This window comes from Mesorhizobium sp. P3_A2 (assembly GCF_056403115.1).
Genome location: NZ_JBFUGC010000010.1, coordinates 101,101 through 116,875 on the forward strand (window position 1 = coordinate 101,101; position 15,775 = coordinate 116,875).

15 protein-coding genes are annotated in these 15,775 nt (G+C 63.0%); 8 read left to right on the forward strand and 7 right to left on the reverse strand.

Annotation, left to right across the window (positions count from 1 at the left end):
- Positions 1-8: 8 nt before the first annotated feature.
- The 4 genes from AC1DXM_RS22670 to AC1DXM_RS22685 all read left to right on the forward strand — a co-directional run bounded on the left by AC1DXM_RS22670 (position 9) and on the right by AC1DXM_RS22685 (position 3,951).
- Positions 9-1,196 (forward strand): amino acid ABC transporter permease, encoded by a 1,188-nt coding sequence (locus AC1DXM_RS22670; RefSeq protein ID WP_477236349.1) that lies wholly within the window; start codon positions 9-11, stop codon positions 1,194-1,196.
- Positions 1,197-1,200: 4 nt separating this feature from the next.
- Entirely contained in the window at positions 1,201-2,358 is a 1,158-nt protein-coding gene (locus AC1DXM_RS22675) for an amino acid ABC transporter permease (protein WP_477236351.1), read from the forward strand.
- A 21-nt stretch (positions 2,359-2,379) separates the two neighbouring features.
- Positions 2,380-3,183 (forward strand): amino acid ABC transporter ATP-binding protein, encoded by an 804-nt coding sequence (locus tag AC1DXM_RS22680; RefSeq protein WP_023671483.1) that lies wholly within the window; start codon positions 2,380-2,382, stop codon positions 3,181-3,183.
- Between the two features lie 102 nt (positions 3,184-3,285).
- Positions 3,286-3,951: a TIGR02117 family protein gene (locus AC1DXM_RS22685; protein WP_477236354.1), complete on the forward strand. Its 666-nt coding sequence runs from the start codon at positions 3,286-3,288 to the stop codon at positions 3,949-3,951.
- Between the two features lie 24 nt (positions 3,952-3,975).
- On the opposite strand, the gene AC1DXM_RS22690 is transcribed toward AC1DXM_RS22685, so the two are convergent.
- Both AC1DXM_RS22690 and AC1DXM_RS22695 read right to left on the reverse strand, forming a co-directional pair.
- Positions 3,976-5,199 (reverse strand): FAD-dependent monooxygenase, encoded by a 1,224-nt coding sequence (locus tag AC1DXM_RS22690; protein ID WP_477236356.1) that lies wholly within the window; start codon positions 5,197-5,199, stop codon positions 3,976-3,978.
- A 19-nt stretch (positions 5,200-5,218) separates the two neighbouring features.
- Positions 5,219-5,464, reverse strand: coding sequence for a zinc-finger domain-containing protein (locus AC1DXM_RS22695; RefSeq protein ID WP_112562390.1), 246 nt, complete (start codon positions 5,462-5,464; stop codon positions 5,219-5,221).
- Between the two features lie 236 nt (positions 5,465-5,700).
- Here AC1DXM_RS22695 and AC1DXM_RS22700 point away from each other — a divergent pair, with 236 nt between their 5' ends.
- The 3 genes from AC1DXM_RS22700 to AC1DXM_RS22710 all read left to right on the forward strand — a co-directional run bounded on the left by AC1DXM_RS22700 (position 5,701) and on the right by AC1DXM_RS22710 (position 10,565).
- Entirely contained in the window at positions 5,701-7,902 is a 2,202-nt protein-coding gene (locus AC1DXM_RS22700; protein ID WP_477236358.1) for an RNA degradosome polyphosphate kinase, read from the forward strand.
- Positions 7,902-9,434, forward strand: coding sequence for an exopolyphosphatase (gene ppx / locus AC1DXM_RS22705; protein ID WP_477236360.1), 1,533 nt, complete (start codon positions 7,902-7,904; stop codon positions 9,432-9,434). The genes AC1DXM_RS22700 and ppx overlap by 1 nt, the downstream gene beginning before the upstream one ends.
- Positions 9,435-9,500: 66 nt before the next feature.
- Complete coding sequence (locus tag AC1DXM_RS22710) at positions 9,501-10,565, forward strand: serine hydrolase domain-containing protein (RefSeq protein WP_477236362.1); 1,065 nt, start codon at positions 9,501-9,503, stop codon at positions 10,563-10,565.
- A 5-nt stretch (positions 10,566-10,570) separates the two neighbouring features.
- On the opposite strand, the gene AC1DXM_RS22715 is transcribed toward AC1DXM_RS22710, so the two are convergent.
- From AC1DXM_RS22715 to AC1DXM_RS22730, 4 genes are all read right to left on the reverse strand, one after another.
- Positions 10,571-10,978: a DoxX family protein gene (locus AC1DXM_RS22715; protein WP_477236364.1), complete on the reverse strand. Its 408-nt coding sequence runs from the start codon at positions 10,976-10,978 to the stop codon at positions 10,571-10,573.
- A 139-nt stretch (positions 10,979-11,117) separates the two neighbouring features.
- Positions 11,118-11,540 (reverse strand): DoxX family protein, encoded by a 423-nt coding sequence (locus AC1DXM_RS22720; protein WP_352590257.1) that lies wholly within the window; start codon positions 11,538-11,540, stop codon positions 11,118-11,120.
- A 230-nt stretch (positions 11,541-11,770) separates the two neighbouring features.
- A complete protein-coding gene (gene fumC, locus AC1DXM_RS22725; RefSeq protein ID WP_477236366.1) occupies positions 11,771-13,168 on the reverse strand; it encodes a class II fumarate hydratase in 1,398 nt (465 codons plus the stop codon).
- 260 nt (positions 13,169-13,428) lie between these two features.
- Positions 13,429-13,908, reverse strand: coding sequence for a cupin domain-containing protein (locus AC1DXM_RS22730; protein WP_477236368.1), 480 nt, complete (start codon positions 13,906-13,908; stop codon positions 13,429-13,431).
- 110 nt (positions 13,909-14,018) lie between these two features.
- On the opposite strand from AC1DXM_RS22730, the gene AC1DXM_RS22735 reads away from it, so the two are divergent.
- Complete coding sequence (locus tag AC1DXM_RS22735; protein ID WP_477236370.1) at positions 14,019-14,705, forward strand: LysR family transcriptional regulator; 687 nt, start codon at positions 14,019-14,021, stop codon at positions 14,703-14,705.
- A 240-nt stretch (positions 14,706-14,945) separates the two neighbouring features.
- Here the strand turns inward: AC1DXM_RS22735 and AC1DXM_RS22740 are convergent, their stop codons facing one another.
- The gene (locus tag AC1DXM_RS22740; RefSeq protein WP_477236372.1) at positions 14,946-15,743 is read right to left on the reverse strand and encodes an SDR family NAD(P)-dependent oxidoreductase; all 798 of its coding nucleotides are present in this window, start codon (positions 15,741-15,743) and stop codon (positions 14,946-14,948) included.
- Positions 15,744-15,775 lie beyond the last annotated feature (32 nt).

Below are 15,775 nucleotides of genomic sequence, written 5' to 3' on the forward strand. Positions count from 1 at the left end.
ATGGTCCAATGGCGTCGCAGGAAGTTCTTCGCGAGGAGCCGAGCCGAGGTTCCTTCATCAACGATCCAAAAGTCCGCGGGATTTTTTTCCAGGCGGTGGTTGTCATCTTGCTGGTGGCGGGCGTCTGGTGGATCGTCCACAACGTTATCGAGAATCTGCAGCGCCTGCATATCGCTTCCGGGTTCGGCTTCCTGAAGAACCGCGCCGGGTTCGACATCCCAGTCAGGCCCATCGCTTACACTTCGGACTCGACCTATGGCGATGCCATTATTGTCGGGCTGATCAACACCATCATCGTCGCCGTCGCCGGCATCGTCACCGCGACCATCATCGGCTTTGTCGTCGGTATCGGCCGCTTGTCGCGAAACTGGCTGATTCGCAAGATCTGCACCGTTTATGTTGAGGTGTTCCGCAATATCCCGCCGCTGCTGGTGATCTTCTTCTGGTATTCAGGCGTGCTGGCGGTGCTGCCGGCGCCTCGCGACAGTTTCAATTTGCCGTTCGGCTCTTTCCTCAACCAGCGCGGCTTCTATTTTCCACGGGCTATCTGGGGCGAGGGCTCCTGGCTGATCTTCGTCGCTTTGCTTGTCGGCATCGCCATGGCGTGGTTCGTAGCCCGCACGGCGCGCCAGCGGCAAATGGCGACCGGCCAGCAATTTCCGGTGTTGTGGACTTCGCTGGCGCTGATCGTCGGCCTGCCATTGCTGGCCTACGCGCTGAGTGGCTTTCCGCTGAGCTTCGATTTTCCCAAACAATCGACCTTCAACCTGACCGGCGGCTTCCAGATCGGACCCGAGTTCCTGTCGCTCTATCTGGCGCTGTCATTCTACACGGCTTCCTTCATTGCCGAGATCGTGCGCGCCGGCATTCTCGGCGTCAGCAAGGGCCAGACTGAGGCGGCTGGCGCGCTTGGGCTGCGGCCGGGATCGATCCTGCGGCTTGTCGTCGTTCCTCAGGCTATGCGCATCGTCATCCCGCCGCTGACCAGCCAGTATCTCAATCTGACCAAGAACTCGTCGCTGGCCATCGCCATCGGCTACCCGGACCTGACGGCAATCGCCGGTACTGTGCTGAACCAGACCGGCCAGGCGGTCGAGGGCGTGCTGATCATGATGGTGGTCTACCTCATAATCAGCCTGGTGACCTCGGCGGTCATGAATGTGGTCAACGCCAGGATGGCGCTGGTGGAGAGGTAAGGCCATGCAGGAACATGATACCTCCTGGGTACGCACCGAAATGGCACTGGCGCAACAGGCGCCGGCCGGAGTGCGGGGGCCTTTGGCATGGGTTCGCAAGAACCTGGTCGGTTCGGTGGGCGACGTCATCCTGACTGTACTGGCTATTGCGCTGGTGGTGATGATCGTGCCGCCCATCATCAACTGGGCCTTCATCAACGCCCAATGGGTGGGGCCGGATCGCACGGTATGCGCCACGGCAGCGCAAGGCGGCATCCAGCCGGACGGCTGGTCCGGCGCCTGCTGGGCCTTCGTCAACGCCAAGTTCGGTCAGTTGATGCTTGGCCGTTATCCGATCGAAGAACGCTGGCGGCCGATCCTGGTCGCCATCCTGTTCGTGGTGCTGCTGGTGCCCCTGCTGATCCCGCGCGTGCCACGCAAGGGGTTGAACGCCATCCTGCTCTTCCTAGTTCTGCCGATCGTCGCCTTCGTGCTGCTGGTTGGCGGTATGTTTGGCCTGCCCCATGTCGAGACGCAGCTGTGGGGCGGCCTGTTGGTGACGCTCAGCCTGTCCTTTGTCGGTATTGCCGTGTCGCTGCCGATGGGGATCGTGCTGGCGCTCGGCCGACGCTCCAAGATGCCGATCGTCAAGACGCTGTGCGTGATCTTCATCGAGTTCGTTCGCGGCATCCCGCTGATCACAGTTCTATTCTTCGCCAGCGTCATGCTGCCGCTGTTCCTGCCTGCGGGCGTTTCCTTCGACAAATATCTCAGGGCGTTGATCGGTGTGTCGTTGTTTGCCGCTGCCTATATGGCTGAAGTGATACGTGGTGGTCTGCAGGCGATCCCCAAGGGTCAGTACGAGGGCGCGGATTCGCTTGGCCTCGGCTACTGGCAGAAGATGACGCTGATCGTACTACCGCAAGCGCTGAAGCTGGTCATTCCCGGCATCGTCAACACCTTCATAGGCATGTTCAAGGACACCAGCCTGGTGATCATTATCTCGATGTTCGACCTGCTTGGCGTCGTCAAGCAGAACTTCGCGGACGCCAATTGGGCGACGCCGCAGACGGCGAGATCTGGTCTCATCTTCGCAGCCTTCGTCTTCTGGCTGTTCTGCTTCGGCATGTCGCGCTATTCGATGTACACGGAACGCCGGCTCGACACCGGCCACAAACGCTAAGAACAAAAAGGGGAACCTGCCATGGTCATAGAAAACGCCGTCAGCGCCGAAGAGATCAAGGTCGATGCCAAGAAGATGCACATCTCGACCACCGATGTCGCCATCGATATCATCGGCATGCACAAATGGTATGGCGAGTTCCATGTGCTGAAGGACATCAATCTGAAGGTGATGCGCGGCGAGCGCATCGTCATCTGCGGTCCTTCGGGCTCCGGCAAATCGACCATGATCCGCTGCATCAACCGGCTGGAGGAACACCAGAAGGGCAAGATCATCGTCGACGGCAAGGAGCTCACCAATGATCTCAAGAAGATCGACGAGGTGCGCCGCGAGGTCGGCATGGTGTTCCAGCACTTCAACCTGTTCCCGCATCTGACCATCCTGGAGAACTGCACGCTGGCGCCGATCTGGGTGCGCAAGACGCCGAAGAAGCAGGCCGAAGAAATCGCCATGCACTTCCTCAAGCGCGTGAAAATCCCGGAACAGGCCAACAAATATCCGGGCCAGTTGTCCGGCGGCCAGCAGCAGCGCGTGGCGATCGCACGTTCGCTGTGCATGAACCCGCGCATCATGCTGTTCGATGAGCCGACTTCGGCGCTCGATCCCGAAATGATCAAGGAAGTGCTGGAGACGATGGTGGGCCTTGCCGAAGAAGGCATGACGATGCTGTGCGTCACCCACGAGATGGGCTTTGCCCGCAAGGTCGCCAACCGGGTGATCTTCATGGATCAGGGCCAGATCGTCGAACAGAACACGCCGGCCGAGTTCTTCGACCATCCGCGCCACGAGCGCACGAAGCTGTTCCTGTCGCAGATCCTGCACTGAGCATTTTCATGCAAACCAGAAGAGCCCGGCCGTAATGCAGCCGGGCTCTTCTGCTATTTGGGGCCGGACGATGACGCCGGGAGACCGCAAGGCCGCTGCCGCATGAGAAAAGCCCTGCGTTTCCTGGCCATGCTGGTTGTCACGGTCGCGCTTGCCGCCGCGCTCGGCACGCTGGTGCCGCGCCCGCTCTGGCCGGCGTCGGCCGCGGGTGAGGGCACGCGCCACATTCTGGTGCTGAGGAACCCGATCCACACCGACATCGCCATTCCGGTCGACGATGCCGTACGCCAGCGCTTCCATTTCCTCGTCGATGCCGGCATCCCCGCGGACGCGCCTGAAGTGCGCTACATCGTCTTCGGCTGGGGTGGCCGCGCGTTCTATCTGGAGACGCCGACCTGGTCCGAGCTGAAAGCAGCGCCTGTGCTCAAGGCGCTGACGCTGGACGCCTCTGTCATGCATGTCGATATCGCCGGCGCCGTCGCCGAGCCGCATCCCGCCGTCACCGGCTTCGACATCGATGAGCAGCGTTTTGCAGCATTGCTCGATTATATCGAAGCGAGCTTCCAGCAAGGGCCGAACGGTCCGCTCGTCATCGAGAATGCCGCCTATTCCCGCTTCGACCGCTTTTTCGAGGCGAACGGCCATTTCAACGCGCTGGCCGGCTGCAACACCTGGACGGCGGCGGGCCTGCGCACCGCCGGTCTGCGCACCGGCTGGTGGAACCCGCTGCCGGCCTCGCTCGGCCTGTCGATGCGGCTGTACAACTAGGCGAAAACGGCATCCCGGTAACGTCTAGCGCCTGATGATTTTCCGCGGCTCCCAGCCGTAGAGCCAGTCGAGATCGGCGGCTAGTTTTTCGGGCGAGCGTATGGACAGGAAGAGATTGCGGGCGACAGCCACCGGGCCGGCGGCATGCCAGGCCAGGCGGTTGACGGCGCCGCGACGTGCGGCTTTGGCGACACGCTGCCGCCGCAGGTTCTCCCAGATATGAAGACTTCCCGCCGGATCGGCAGGGAAATCGGCAATGACGTCAGCCAGCGTCACAGCATCCTCGATCGCCATGGCGGCACCTTGTGCCGCAAAGGGCGTCATCGCGTGCGCGGCGTCGCCAATCAGGGCGATGCCTTGCGGGCTCGTCCACCGCTGCTGGACGACCGTATGGATCGGAAAGGCCGTCCAGGGGCCGGCCAGCGCCACAAGCTTGGCCAGGCCCGGCGCTGTGCCGCGCGTGGCGCCGTCGAGAAGAGCTGGGTCGGCATGGCCTGACCAGCCTTCGGCAATACGCTCGCCCTTGGTGAAGGCGGCGAGATTGAAGGCGCGGCCGTTGCTGACGGGATAGGCGACCATGTGGAAGCCGGGATGCAGGAACGTGGTGACGCAGTCGGCGGCGGCGATGGCGGCAAAGGCTTCGCCGGCGTCGCTCTCAACCGCGACAGTTGCCCGCCAGGCGAGTTCACCCGAAAAACGGCTTTTGCCGAAGCCTGCGAGTTGCGCCCGGACCGACGACCAGACGCCGTCGGCGCCGACCAGGAGCCGGCCGCTTGCCTCGATCGCGCGGCCATCCGCTTCGGCGGTCATGGCAACATCTGGCGCATTGACAGCGATGATGCTGACGCGTGCACCCGTGACAAGCTCAATCCCCGGCCGCTCAGCCACCTGCGCCAGCAGCGCCGCCTGCAGATCAGCGCGGTGGGCGACGAGATAGGGCGCCTGCCAGCGCGCTTCGGCGGCTTGCCCGAGCGGCACCCGCGCCAGTTCGCGCAGCGTCCCGGCATCCTTGAGCACCACCGCTTCCGGCCGCAAGGCCGCCGGCAGTAGGCGCTCAAGCACGCCGAGCTTTCGAAGAATGCGTGTTGCGTTGGGCGAAAGCTGGATGCCGGCGCCGGCGGCTTCGAGGCGCGACGCCTGTTCGAACAGCCTTACCGCATATCCGCGTCCGGCAAAGGCAAGGGCAGCCGTCAACCCGGCGACGCCGGCCCCGGCGATTATGACCTGCCGGGCCTGTGTGTCCTGCATCGGGCTTGCCGCGACAGGATCAGGCGGCCTGGTCGATGTAAATGCAGCCGGCCGGCACTGTTTCCGTCGCCTTCAGCTTCGCCGAATAGCGGTAGAGCGTCGAGCAATAGGGGCAGACTTTTTCATTGTCGTCGCCCATGTCGAGGAAGACATGCGGATGATCGAAGGGCGGGTTGGCGCCAGTGCACATGAATTCCCTGACGCCGATGTCGATTGCCGGATGGCCCGCATCGTTCTGGAAATGGGGAATGGAACCGCCTGCCATCGTCGTCTCCTTGATCTCGTCGAAAAGCATCTGGATCATAACAGGCCTGTTTGCAAGATCGATGAAATGAAACTGTCGCAAAAGGCTGGCAGAGGATAAGTTGAGCCGGTTAAGCGCATGACCCCGGAAGCCGAGCGATTCCGCGACGGATCACGCGTCACAAAGGCATGTTAGAGCGTCCATGACCATTCCGGCATGTGCGGCGCTTCAAAAGGAACGGTTGCGGGCAGGAAACCATGAATGAACTGAAGCCGGTGCAGAGCGAATTCATCAATGTCGAGGTGGCAAGCCCCGAGGGCGGCAACCCTGACCGCTTCGTCAACCGCGAATTCTCCTGGCTGCAGTTCAACCGGCGCGTTCTCGAGGAATCGCAGAACGAACACCACCCGCTGCTCGAACGGGTCCGTTTCCTGTCGATTTCGGCCGCCAATCTCGATGAATTCTTCATGGTCCGCGTCGCCGGTCTTGCCGGCCAGGTGCGCGAAGGCATTGCGCTCAAGAGCCCCGACGGGCGCACGCCCGAGCAGCAGCTCGAACAATTGCTGCGCGAGGTTGAGCGGCTGCAGGAGGACCAGCAAAACAGCCTGTCGGCGCTGATGTTGCTGCTCAACAAGGAAGGTATTGAGAGCATCACCCGCGATGCACTGACCAAGGATGAGAAGGTCTGGCTCGAAGACCATTTCCAGGACCAGGTCTTCCCGGTGCTGACCCCGCTGTCGATCGACCCGGCGCATCCATTCCCGTTCATTCCCAATCTCGGCTTCTCCATGGCGCTGCAATTGCGCCATCGCAAGAATGGCGAGGAGATGAGTGCGCTTCTGCGCCTGCCGGTGGCGCTGAAGCGCTTCATCCGCCTGCCGGACCGCAAGCAGCATGTTCGCTTCATTCCGCTCGAGGAGGCGGTCGGCCTCTATATCGGCAAGCTGTTCCCCGGCTACGAGGTCAAGGGCTCCGGCACCTTCCGCATCATCCGGGACAGCGATATCGAGGTCGAGGAGGAGTCGGAGGACCTCGTGCGCCTGTTCGAGACGGCGCTGAAGCGCCGCCGCCGCGGTTCGGTCATCCGCATCGAATTCGACAAGTTGATGCCCGGCGAATTGCGCGAGTTCGTTGCCGGCGAGCTTGGCGTCTCTTCGAGCCGCATCAGCGTTTTGACCGGCCCGCTGGCGCTCAGCCAGATTTCGGAGATCGTCTCCGTGCCGCGCGACGACCTCAAGTTCAGGCCCTACAATCCGCGCTTTCCCGAGCGAATCCGCGAACATGGCGGCGATTGTTTCGCGGCCATCCGCGAGAAGGACATCGTCGTCCACCACCCCTACGAATCCTTCGACGTGGTGGTGCAGTTCCTGCGCCAGGCGATGGCCGACCCGGAAGTGGTGGCGATCAAGCAGACGCTCTATCGCACCTCGAACGACAGCCCGATCGTGCGCGCGCTGGTCGATGCGGCCGAGGCTGGCAAGTCGGTGACCGCACTTGTCGAGCTCAAGGCGCGCTTCGACGAGGAAGCCAACATCCGCTGGGCGCGCGATCTCGAGCGCGCCGGCGTCCAGGTCGTGTTCGGTTTCCTCGAGTTGAAGACCCATGCGAAAATGTCGCTGGTGGTGCGGCGCGAGGACGGCAAGCTGCGCAACTATGTGCATCTGGGCACCGGCAACTACCATCCGGTCACCGCGCGCATCTACACCGACCTGTCCTTCTTCACCACCGATCCGACGATCGCGCGCGATGTCGCCCAGCTGTTCAACTTCATCACCGGCTATGCCGAGCCGACCGACGAGATGCGGATCGCCATCTCGCCGTTTACGCTGCGCAGCCGCATCCTGAAGCACATCGCCGACGAGATCGCCCATGCGCTGGCCGGCCGGCCGGCGCGTATCTGGATGAAGATGAACGCGCTCGTCGATCCGAACATCATCGACGCGCTCTATGACGCCAGCCGCGCCGGCGTCGAGATCGACCTCGTCGTGCGCGGCATTTGCTGCCTTAGGCCGCAGGTGCCGGGCCTGTCGGAAAACATCAGGGTCAAGTCGATTGTCGGCCGCTTCCTCGAACACAGCCGCATCTACTGCTTCGGCAACGGCCACGGCCTGCCCTCGGACGAGGCGATAGTCTACATCTCCTCGGCCGACCTGATGCCGCGCAATCTCGACCGCCGCGTCGAGACCATGGTGCCGATCACCAATCCAACTGTGCATGAACAGATACTTGGCCAGATCATGCTGGGCAACATCATGGACAACCAGCAAAGTTTCGACGTATTGGCTGACGGAACCTCCCGGCGCGTGGCGCTGGAGGAGGGTGAGGAACCGTTCAACGCGCAGGAATATTTCATGACCAATCCTAGCCTGTCCGGACGGGGCGATGCGCTGAAGTCGCATGCGCCCAAGCGCATCGCGCAGTTCAAGCGCCGCAAGAAAAACGCTGCAGCGTCCGGCTGATGATTTCAACTTCCCAGGGCCGGCTGCAGGATCGCCGACCGCTGTCCATCATCGACATCGGCTCGAACTCGATCCGCCTTGTCATCTATGAAGGGCTGGCGCGCTCGCCGACCCTGCTGTTCAACGAAAAGATGCTGGCCGGCCTCGGTCGCGGCATTGTGTCGACCGGCAAGCTCGATCCCGAGGGCGTGACCCGCTCGATGGAAGAGTTCCGCCGCTTCCGCGCGCTGTCCAACCAGGCCGGTGCCGAGCACATGTATGTGCTGGCGACCGCCGCTGCCCGCGAGGCAATCAACGGCCCCGATTTCATCCACCGCGCCGAGGATGTACTCAAGACCGAGATCCGCGTGCTGACCGGCCGGCAGGAGGCGCATTATTCGGCGCTCGGCGTCATCTCCGGCTTCCACCCGGCCAACGGCATTGCCGGCGACCTTGGCGGCGGCAGCCTGGAGCTCATCGACATCAATGGCGAGGCGATCGGCGACGGCATCACGCTGCCGCTGGGCGGCCTGCGGCTGCAGGACATGGCGAAGAATTCGCTCGCCCAGGCGGCCAAGATCACGCGCGAGCAACTGGCGCGGGCCAGGCTTCTGAAGGGCGGGCAGGGCAGGCCCTTCTATACCGTCGGCGGCACCTGGCGAAACCTCGCCCGGTTGCACATGGAAATGAGCAACTATCCGCTCGGCGTCATGCACCATTATGAGATATCGACCGAAAGTGCTTTGAGTTTCCTCAAGCAGGTGGCGCGGCCCGAGATTGAGAAGGTCCGCGGTATCGAAGGCGTCTCCAAGAACCGCCGCTCGCTGCTGCCCTATGGCGCGGTCGTGCTGCAGGAGATCATGGCGGCGATGCAGCCGTCGAAGATCATCGTTTCGGCACTGGGCGTGCGCGAGGGGTTCCTTTATTCGCTGCTCGACCAGGCCGAGCAGAAGGCCGATCCGCTGGTCTCCGCCTCGGAGGAACTGGCCCGGCTGCGCTCGCGTTCCGTCACCCATGCGCATGAGCTTGTCGAATGGACGGGCAAGACCTTTGCTGCCTTCGGCATCGACGAGACCGAGGACGAGGCGCGCTACCGGCATGCCGCCTGTCTGCTGGCCGATATAGGCTGGCGCGCACACCCGGAATATCGCGGCAAGCAGTCGCTCAACATCATCGCCCACGCTTCCTTCATCGGCGTTGACCATCCCGGCCGTGCCTTCCTGGCGTTGGTCAGCCTGTTCCGTCATGAGGGCGTGTTCAACGATGCCGCGCCGGAAATCCGCGGCCTGGCGACGCCGCGCTATCTCGAACGCGCCCGCATCCTGGCGGCGGTGCTGCGCGTCGTCTATCTGCTGACCGCGGCCATGCCCGGCGTCATGCCAAGACTGAAATGGGAAAACCGCGGCAATGGCACGCTGGCGCTGGTGCTACCGGCTTCGCTCTCGGACCTCTACGGCGAGCGCCCGGCCGGCCGTCTGGCGCAACTGGCGCGGGTCACCAACCGCCGGCTGGTGCTGGCGGTTGAGGGTGGGCCGAGCGTGTCGGTGAAGTAGGGCGTAGACGCCTCGGTGAGACAACCTGGAATTCGTGACGGCGGGCAAACGCGGAGCGGAAAATCCATGAAAAGCGCAAAAACATTGTCCCCGAGCGAGTCCCCAGCCGAAACGCTCGGTTTCGATCCGGCGATCAAGCGCAGATTGCTTGCCGGCATCGAGGCTGGCCTGTTGCGCGACCTGCATGTCGTTCTCGCCGCCCGCTCCGGGAGCGTCTTCCTCGATCACTATACGCAAGGCAACGACGAGGAATGGGGTCGCCCGCTTGGGCAAGTCGCCTTCGACGCCGGCGCACTGCACGATCTGCGCTCGGTCACCAAGAGCATCGTCAGCCTGATTTATGGCATCGCGCTCGATAGGGGCCTGGTACCGCCACTCGAAGCAACACTTTTGGCGCAGTTTCCGGAATATGCCGATCTCGCCGTGGATCCGGCTCGCGCCAGGATCAGCATCGGCCATGCGCTGACGATGACGCTTGGCATGGAATGGGACGAAAATCGCCCCTACAGCGACCCGCTGAACAGCGAGATTGCGATGGAACTCGCCCCCGATCGCTATCGCTTCGTCCTCGATCGCCCGATCATTGCCGAGCCCGGAAGCCGCTGGATCTATTCCGGCGGCAGTGTTGCGCTCATTGGCGCGATCATTGCGAGAGGCACCGGTCAATCGCTGCCGGACTTTGCGCGTGACGCTTTATTTATGCCGCTCGGCATTGAGCGCTTTCACTGGTCGACCGGCAATGACGGCGTTGCTTCGGCGGCATCCGGGCTCCGGTTGACCGCGCCGGATCTTCTGAGGATCGGCCAGATGCTTCTTCGCAAGGGCGTGTGGGACGGACAGAGGATCGTGTCCGAAGGCTGGATAGAGGCTTCGTTCGCGCCTGCAACCTCGACGCCGGACGGCCTGGGTTATGGCCGGCTGTGGTTCATCGGCGATGCGCCGGCGCCGGCATTTGACGCGCCAAAACCCTGGTATGCCGGCTTCGGCAATGGTGGCCAGCGGCTTTGGCTTATGCCCGAGGCCGACATCGCCGCCGTGATCTATGCAGGAAAATACAATGCCTGGGATGCCTGGGTGACGCCGACCCGTGTCTGGCGCGAGATCATTTTGGCAAACCTCCAGCGCGCCTGACGCAGTCAGGCCGCGGCGCGGCGCCCGTCGATCGAATACGCTCCCGCACCAGCCACGGCCAGCGCCAGGAAGCCGCCGGCGATGGCAATGTCCTTCATCAGCATCTGCTGGTGCATGAAGGCGAGCATAGGATCGTCGCCGCCCTGGCCGTAGTGGCCAATAGTGCCCGCGATGACGCAGAAGGCGGCAAGAAGTATCGCAACGACCGGCGTCTGAAAGCCGACCAGGATCAACAGCCCGGCGATCAGCTCGAACAGCCCTGTGCCCCAGGCGGCAAACGTCGGCAGCGGCAGGCCGAGACCGGCGAAATAGCCAGTCGTGCCGGCAATGTCGGCAAGTGCATGGTAGCCGGATGGGATGAACAGGGCGGCGAGCAGCAGCCGGGAAAGCAGAAGCAGTGCATCGCGGGGCATGGTCGTCTCCGTGTCTGTCCACCGGCTGTTCTGAGCCCGATCCTAGCCGGGATGGGACGCGGGCGCGCTTAGACAGACAACGAAAAAGCGGCGCGGAAAATTCCGCGCCGCTTTTTTCAGGCTTGGGAGGGGGAAAAGCTCAGCCGCGCCTGGCGTCGATCGAGTAGGCACCCGGACCAGAGGAAGCCAGCACAAGGAAACCGCCTGTGATGGCGACGTTCTTCAGGAAATGGATCATCTGATTCTGGTCGGCCCAGCCGGTATGGGCCACAAGAGCCGTTGCGATGGTGAAGATGGCGAGCACCCAGGCGGCGATGCGGGTCTGGAAACCAACGAGGATGGCAATGCCGCCGAGCAACTCGATCAGGCCGACGACAATGGCCGTTACGGTCGGCACCGGCAGACCCATGGCGCCGAAATAGCCGGCGGTGCCGGAAATGGCGGTGAGCTTGCCGAAGCCGGAAAGCAGGAAGATGGCGGCGAGCAGGATGCGGCCGAGCAGGATGGTGGTGGAACTGTTGGACGCGGTGCCGGCGCCGGCGGTGGAAGTGTTGATGGACATGGTGGCTCTCCAAGAAGGGTTGATGCCCTGTCAGATAGACCAAGCCGACTGTTCACCAAAGCCGCCAGCCCGGCGACACATTGTTCACAGAGCGTACATTTCCGTGATCGGACGAAGGGCGCAAAATTCGTGTCGCATCAGCCTTTGACGGCAGTAAATTTTCCCGCCGTCAAATTCTCTGATGCTAGTCGACGCAATTCCCCAGGGAATCGCGACGCGGCTGGAACTGCTTATCCCGGATGCGTCATGTCCTCGGGCCGCACCAGCCGGTCATAGTCGGCGGCGCTGACCAGCCCGGTGGCCAGCGCTTCCTCGCGCAAGGTCGTGCCTTTCTTGTGCGCGGTCTTGGCGATCTTGGCGGCATTGTCGTAGCCGATGGTCGGGGCGAGTGCGGTCACAAGCATCAACGAGCGGTCGAGTGCCGCCTTGATGTTGTCTTCGCGTGCCTCGATGCCGACGACGCAATTGTCGGTGAAGGAGATCGAGGCGTCGGCGAGCAGCTGCACCGACTGCAGGAAATTGTAGGCCATCAGCGGGTTGTAGACGTTGAGCTCGAAATGGCCCTGGCTGCCGGCGAAGGTCAGCGAGGCATTGTTGCCGAACACCTGCACGCAGACTTGCGTCATCGCCTCGCACTGGGTCGGGTTGACCTTGCCCGGCATGATCGAGGAACCCGGCTCGTTTTCCGGCAGCGACAGTTCGCCAAGGCCCGAGCGCGGGCCGGAGCCGAGGAAGCGGATGTCGTTGGCGATCTTGAAGAGTGCCGCGGCGGCCGCGTTGATGGCGCCGTGCGAGAACACCATGGAATCATGCGCGGCGAGCGCCTCGAATTTGTTCGGCGCGGTGACGAAGGCGATGCCGGTGATGGCGGCGATGCGGTCTGCCACCTTTTCGGCGAAGCCGACCGGCGCGTTGAGGCCGGTGCCGACGGCGGTGCCGCCTTGCGCCAGTTCCTGCAGGCCGGGCAGCGTCATCTCGATGCGCTTGATCGAGGAGGCGACCTGCGCCGCATAGCCCGAAAACTCCTGGCCGAGAGTGAGGGGCGTGGCGTCCTGCGTGTGGGTGCGGCCGATCTTGATGATATGGGCGAAGGCCTTGGTCTTGGCCTCGAGTGCGGCATGCAGATGCTTCAGCGCCGGCAACAGGTCATGCACGATACGCTCGGCGCAGGCGATGTGCATGGCCGTCGGATAGGTGTCGTTCGACGACTGGCTCATATTGACGTGGTCGTTGGGGTGAACCGGCTTCTTCGAGCCCATGACGCCGCCCAACAATTCGATCGCCCGGTTGGAGATCACCTCGTTGGCATTCATGTTGGACTGCGTGCCCGAGCCGGTCTGCCAGACCACCAGCGGGAAATGGTCGTTGAGCTTGCCGTCGATGACCTCTTGCGCCGCCTCGATGATCGCCTTGCCAATGGCCGGATCGAGCCGCTTCAGCTCCATATTGGCTTCCGCCGCCGCCCGCTTGACGATGCCGAGCGCGCGCACGATCGAGGCCGGCTGCTTTTCCCAGCCGATCTTGAAATTGCCGAGCGAGCGCTGCGCCTGCGCGCCCCAATAACGGTCAGCAGCGACCTCGATGGGGCCGAACGTGTCGGTTTCGGTTCTGGTCTTGGCAGCGGTCACTTGTCTCTCCGACGATCGAATTCGGCAACGGCGTATCGCGTTGCACAAATCGCTTCAAGCGAAGATTGCGAAGGGAGAGGATGCGAATCGGTTGAAGGTGCGAGTGCCCCCTTGAGGGGGAGATGTCGCCGAAGGCGACAGAGGGGGTCGGTACGTTCCTGGCGCTACTCCCAGGGCCGACGGAGCAGGCTGGCGCTCCATGCGAGACGACCCCCTCTGGCCTGCCGGCCATCTCCCCCTCAACGGGGGAGATCCGCAGCTCACCCCAACGGCGGACCAACAATGTCGATGCCATTCTTTGCGCAGAGCTGCACCAGAACCGCGATGAGTTCCGGCGTCGGTTCCATCTGCGGCGGCAGTTCCGGCCGTTCGGCCGGGCGACCCACCTGGCGCAGAAGCGTTTCGAAATCCGCACCGCGCGTGACGGTGAGGGTACGCGCGCCCTCGTGCGACTCCACCCGGTAAGTGTGCGGCAGGCCTTTCGGTGCGATGACCGTATCACCGGGGCCTGCAAGTCGCTCCTGGCCTCCGATCTGAAAGCACATCCGCCCTTCCAGAACATGAAACACCTCGTCTTCCCGGCGATGCACATGCAGCGGCGGAGAGTCGCCAAACGGCATGCGATGCTCGACGACGCAGATGCCGTCCTCTCCCGCGGCCGACGAGATGTGGATCGCGATAAGCGTGTTGTTGAACCAGAAGAGTTCCTTGCCTGTGATCGCCCCGGGGGTCATTGTCATGGCTCTCTACTCCTTTTGTCGCCTGTGCCGACTGGGTGGCACTGACGACGACCTAACCAAGGGCATGCCCGCTACGGAAATCGAATGATCGTATGGTGTGAATTGATGCGATGAATTTGAACGCGCTCGACCTCAATCTCGTCCGGGTGTTCGACGCGCTTTTGCGGGAAAGAAGCGTTACGCGTGCCGGCGAGCAGATCGGCCTCAGCCAGCCTGCCGTCAGCGCTGCGCTCAATCGCCTGCGGCATGCCCTCAACGACCAGCTGTTCGTGCGGCACGGCAATGAAATGGTGCCGACACCGCGCGCCGAGAGCCTGGCGGAGCCGTTGCGCGTGGCGCTTCGCGAAATCGAACGTGTCTTCCAGTCTGTGAAAAACTTCGATCCGGCGGAGCTCGACCGGACCTTCACGCTGATGGGCGCGGACTTCTTCTCCATGATGCTGATGCCGTTTCTGGCGGCACGTATCGCCGAGGTGGCGCCCTGCGTATCGTTCCGCTTTCTGGACAGCGCGCGCGGTGACGTTTCGAGGCTGCTCCAGGAGGATGAAATCGATGCAGCACTTGAACGTCCGTTGACCGTTTCCGATTGGGTCTCCAGCACACCGCTGTTCCATTCGCCATTTGCAATCATTGCGGCGAGGGACAACGCCGCGATCAGGCGGACCGGGATCGCGGATGGCGAGCCCCTGCCGATGGACCTTTTCTGCGAACTGCCCCACGTTCTTCGCTCAATCGACGGTTCGATGTCGGGCTCCACCGACGAGGCGCTTGGCAAGATCGGCGGACGCGTCGTGTAAGCCTGGCATTGCCGCACTTTCAGGCTGTCGCGCTGGCGGTGGCGAGCGGAAACTATCTTGCCGCGGTTCCCAGGCAGTTCGCGGTTTGGGCGGCGAAGAGCCTGCCGCTCGTCATCTTTGAACCGCCTCTCCCCATTTCTGTTCCTGAAATCAGGATGTACTGGCACGCGCGCCACGATGACGAGCCGCCGCATCGCTGGGTTCGCAATCAGATACTCGAAGCTGTAGAAGTGCTTGGTTTCAGGGACGCTGGCGGTTCATAGCGGCCGACTGGTTCTCACCCCGCCGTATACCCGCCATCGATCGCAAAAATGCCACCGCTGGTCCACGCCGCCTCGTCGCTGGCGAGGTAGAGGCGATGCCGGCAAGATCGCTGGTCTGGCCGATGCGGCCGAGCGGATAGCTGCGCTCGACATAGGCCTTGAGGTCGGCTTGCGCAGCCGCCGGCAGGTTTTCGATCGACTTGCGCCGCATGGCGGTGTCGACCGTGCCGGGCGCGATCGCGTTGACCCTGATGCCGCGCGGGCCGAGCTCGAAGGCCAGCGACTTGGTCAGCGAATTCAGTGCGCCCTTGGATAGGGAATACAGGCTCGATGGCCGCTTCGGGATCATCTTGTTGGCGAAGTAGGACGAGATGTTGATCACCGAGGCGCCCGCGCCGAACTGCGGCAGCAGCCGCTGGGTGAGGAAGAACGCCGCCGCCACATTGAGCGCGAAGGACTGCTGGAACTGGTCCTCGGTGACGGTCTCGAACGGCACCAGATAGGCGACGCCGGCATTGTTGACGAGGATATCGAGCGGGCCGGTTGCTTTCGCGCGCTCGACCACGGCATCGATGCCGGAAGATGTCGAAAGATCGGCCGACTGGGTCTCTACACTGCCCGCGGCCGCCAGTTTCTGGCAGGCAGCTTCGAGCTTGCCGGTGTCGCGGCCAACGATCAGTACTTCGGCGCCTTCGCGCAAAAAGGCTTCCGTTATGGCCAGACCGATGCCATCCGAACCGCCGGTGACCAATGCCCGTTTGCCGGAAAGTCGCATCCAGCGCTCCTGCTGTTGCCTAAGGTCAGGAA

Bases quoted from the DNA above. Each gene is read 5' to 3' on its own strand.
- AC1DXM_RS22715 (WP_477236364.1), bottom strand. From the start codon at position 10,978: ATGCCCCGCGATGCACTGCTTCTGCTTTCCCGGCTGCTGCTCGCCGCC.
- AC1DXM_RS22740 (WP_477236372.1), bottom strand. From the start codon at position 15,743: ATGCGACTTTCCGGCAAACGGGCATTGGTCACCGGCGGTTCGGATGGC.
- AC1DXM_RS22670 (WP_477236349.1), top strand. From the start codon at position 9: ATGGCGTCGCAGGAAGTTCTTCGCGAGGAGCCGAGCCGAGGTTCCTTC.
- AC1DXM_RS22710 (WP_477236362.1), top strand. From the start codon at position 9,501: ATGAAAAGCGCAAAAACATTGTCCCCGAGCGAGTCCCCAGCCGAAACG.
- AC1DXM_RS22680 (WP_023671483.1), top strand. From the start codon at position 2,380: ATGGTCATAGAAAACGCCGTCAGCGCCGAAGAGATCAAGGTCGATGCC.
- AC1DXM_RS22735 (WP_477236370.1), top strand. From the start codon at position 14,019: ATGAATTTGAACGCGCTCGACCTCAATCTCGTCCGGGTGTTCGACGCG.
- AC1DXM_RS22695 (WP_112562390.1), bottom strand. From the start codon at position 5,464: ATGGCAGGCGGTTCCATTCCCCATTTCCAGAACGATGCGGGCCATCCG.
- AC1DXM_RS22700 (WP_477236358.1), top strand. From the start codon at position 5,701: ATGAATGAACTGAAGCCGGTGCAGAGCGAATTCATCAATGTCGAGGTG.
- AC1DXM_RS22675 (WP_477236351.1), top strand. From the start codon at position 1,201: ATGCAGGAACATGATACCTCCTGGGTACGCACCGAAATGGCACTGGCG.
- AC1DXM_RS22720 (WP_352590257.1), bottom strand. From the start codon at position 11,540: ATGTCCATCAACACTTCCACCGCCGGCGCCGGCACCGCGTCCAACAGT.
- AC1DXM_RS22685 (WP_477236354.1), top strand. From the start codon at position 3,286: ATGAGAAAAGCCCTGCGTTTCCTGGCCATGCTGGTTGTCACGGTCGCG.
- AC1DXM_RS22730 (WP_477236368.1), bottom strand. From the start codon at position 13,908: ATGACAATGACCCCCGGGGCGATCACAGGCAAGGAACTCTTCTGGTTC.
- ppx (WP_477236360.1), top strand. From the start codon at position 7,902: ATGATTTCAACTTCCCAGGGCCGGCTGCAGGATCGCCGACCGCTGTCC.
- AC1DXM_RS22690 (WP_477236356.1), bottom strand. From the start codon at position 5,199: ATGCAGGACACACAGGCCCGGCAGGTCATAATCGCCGGGGCCGGCGTC.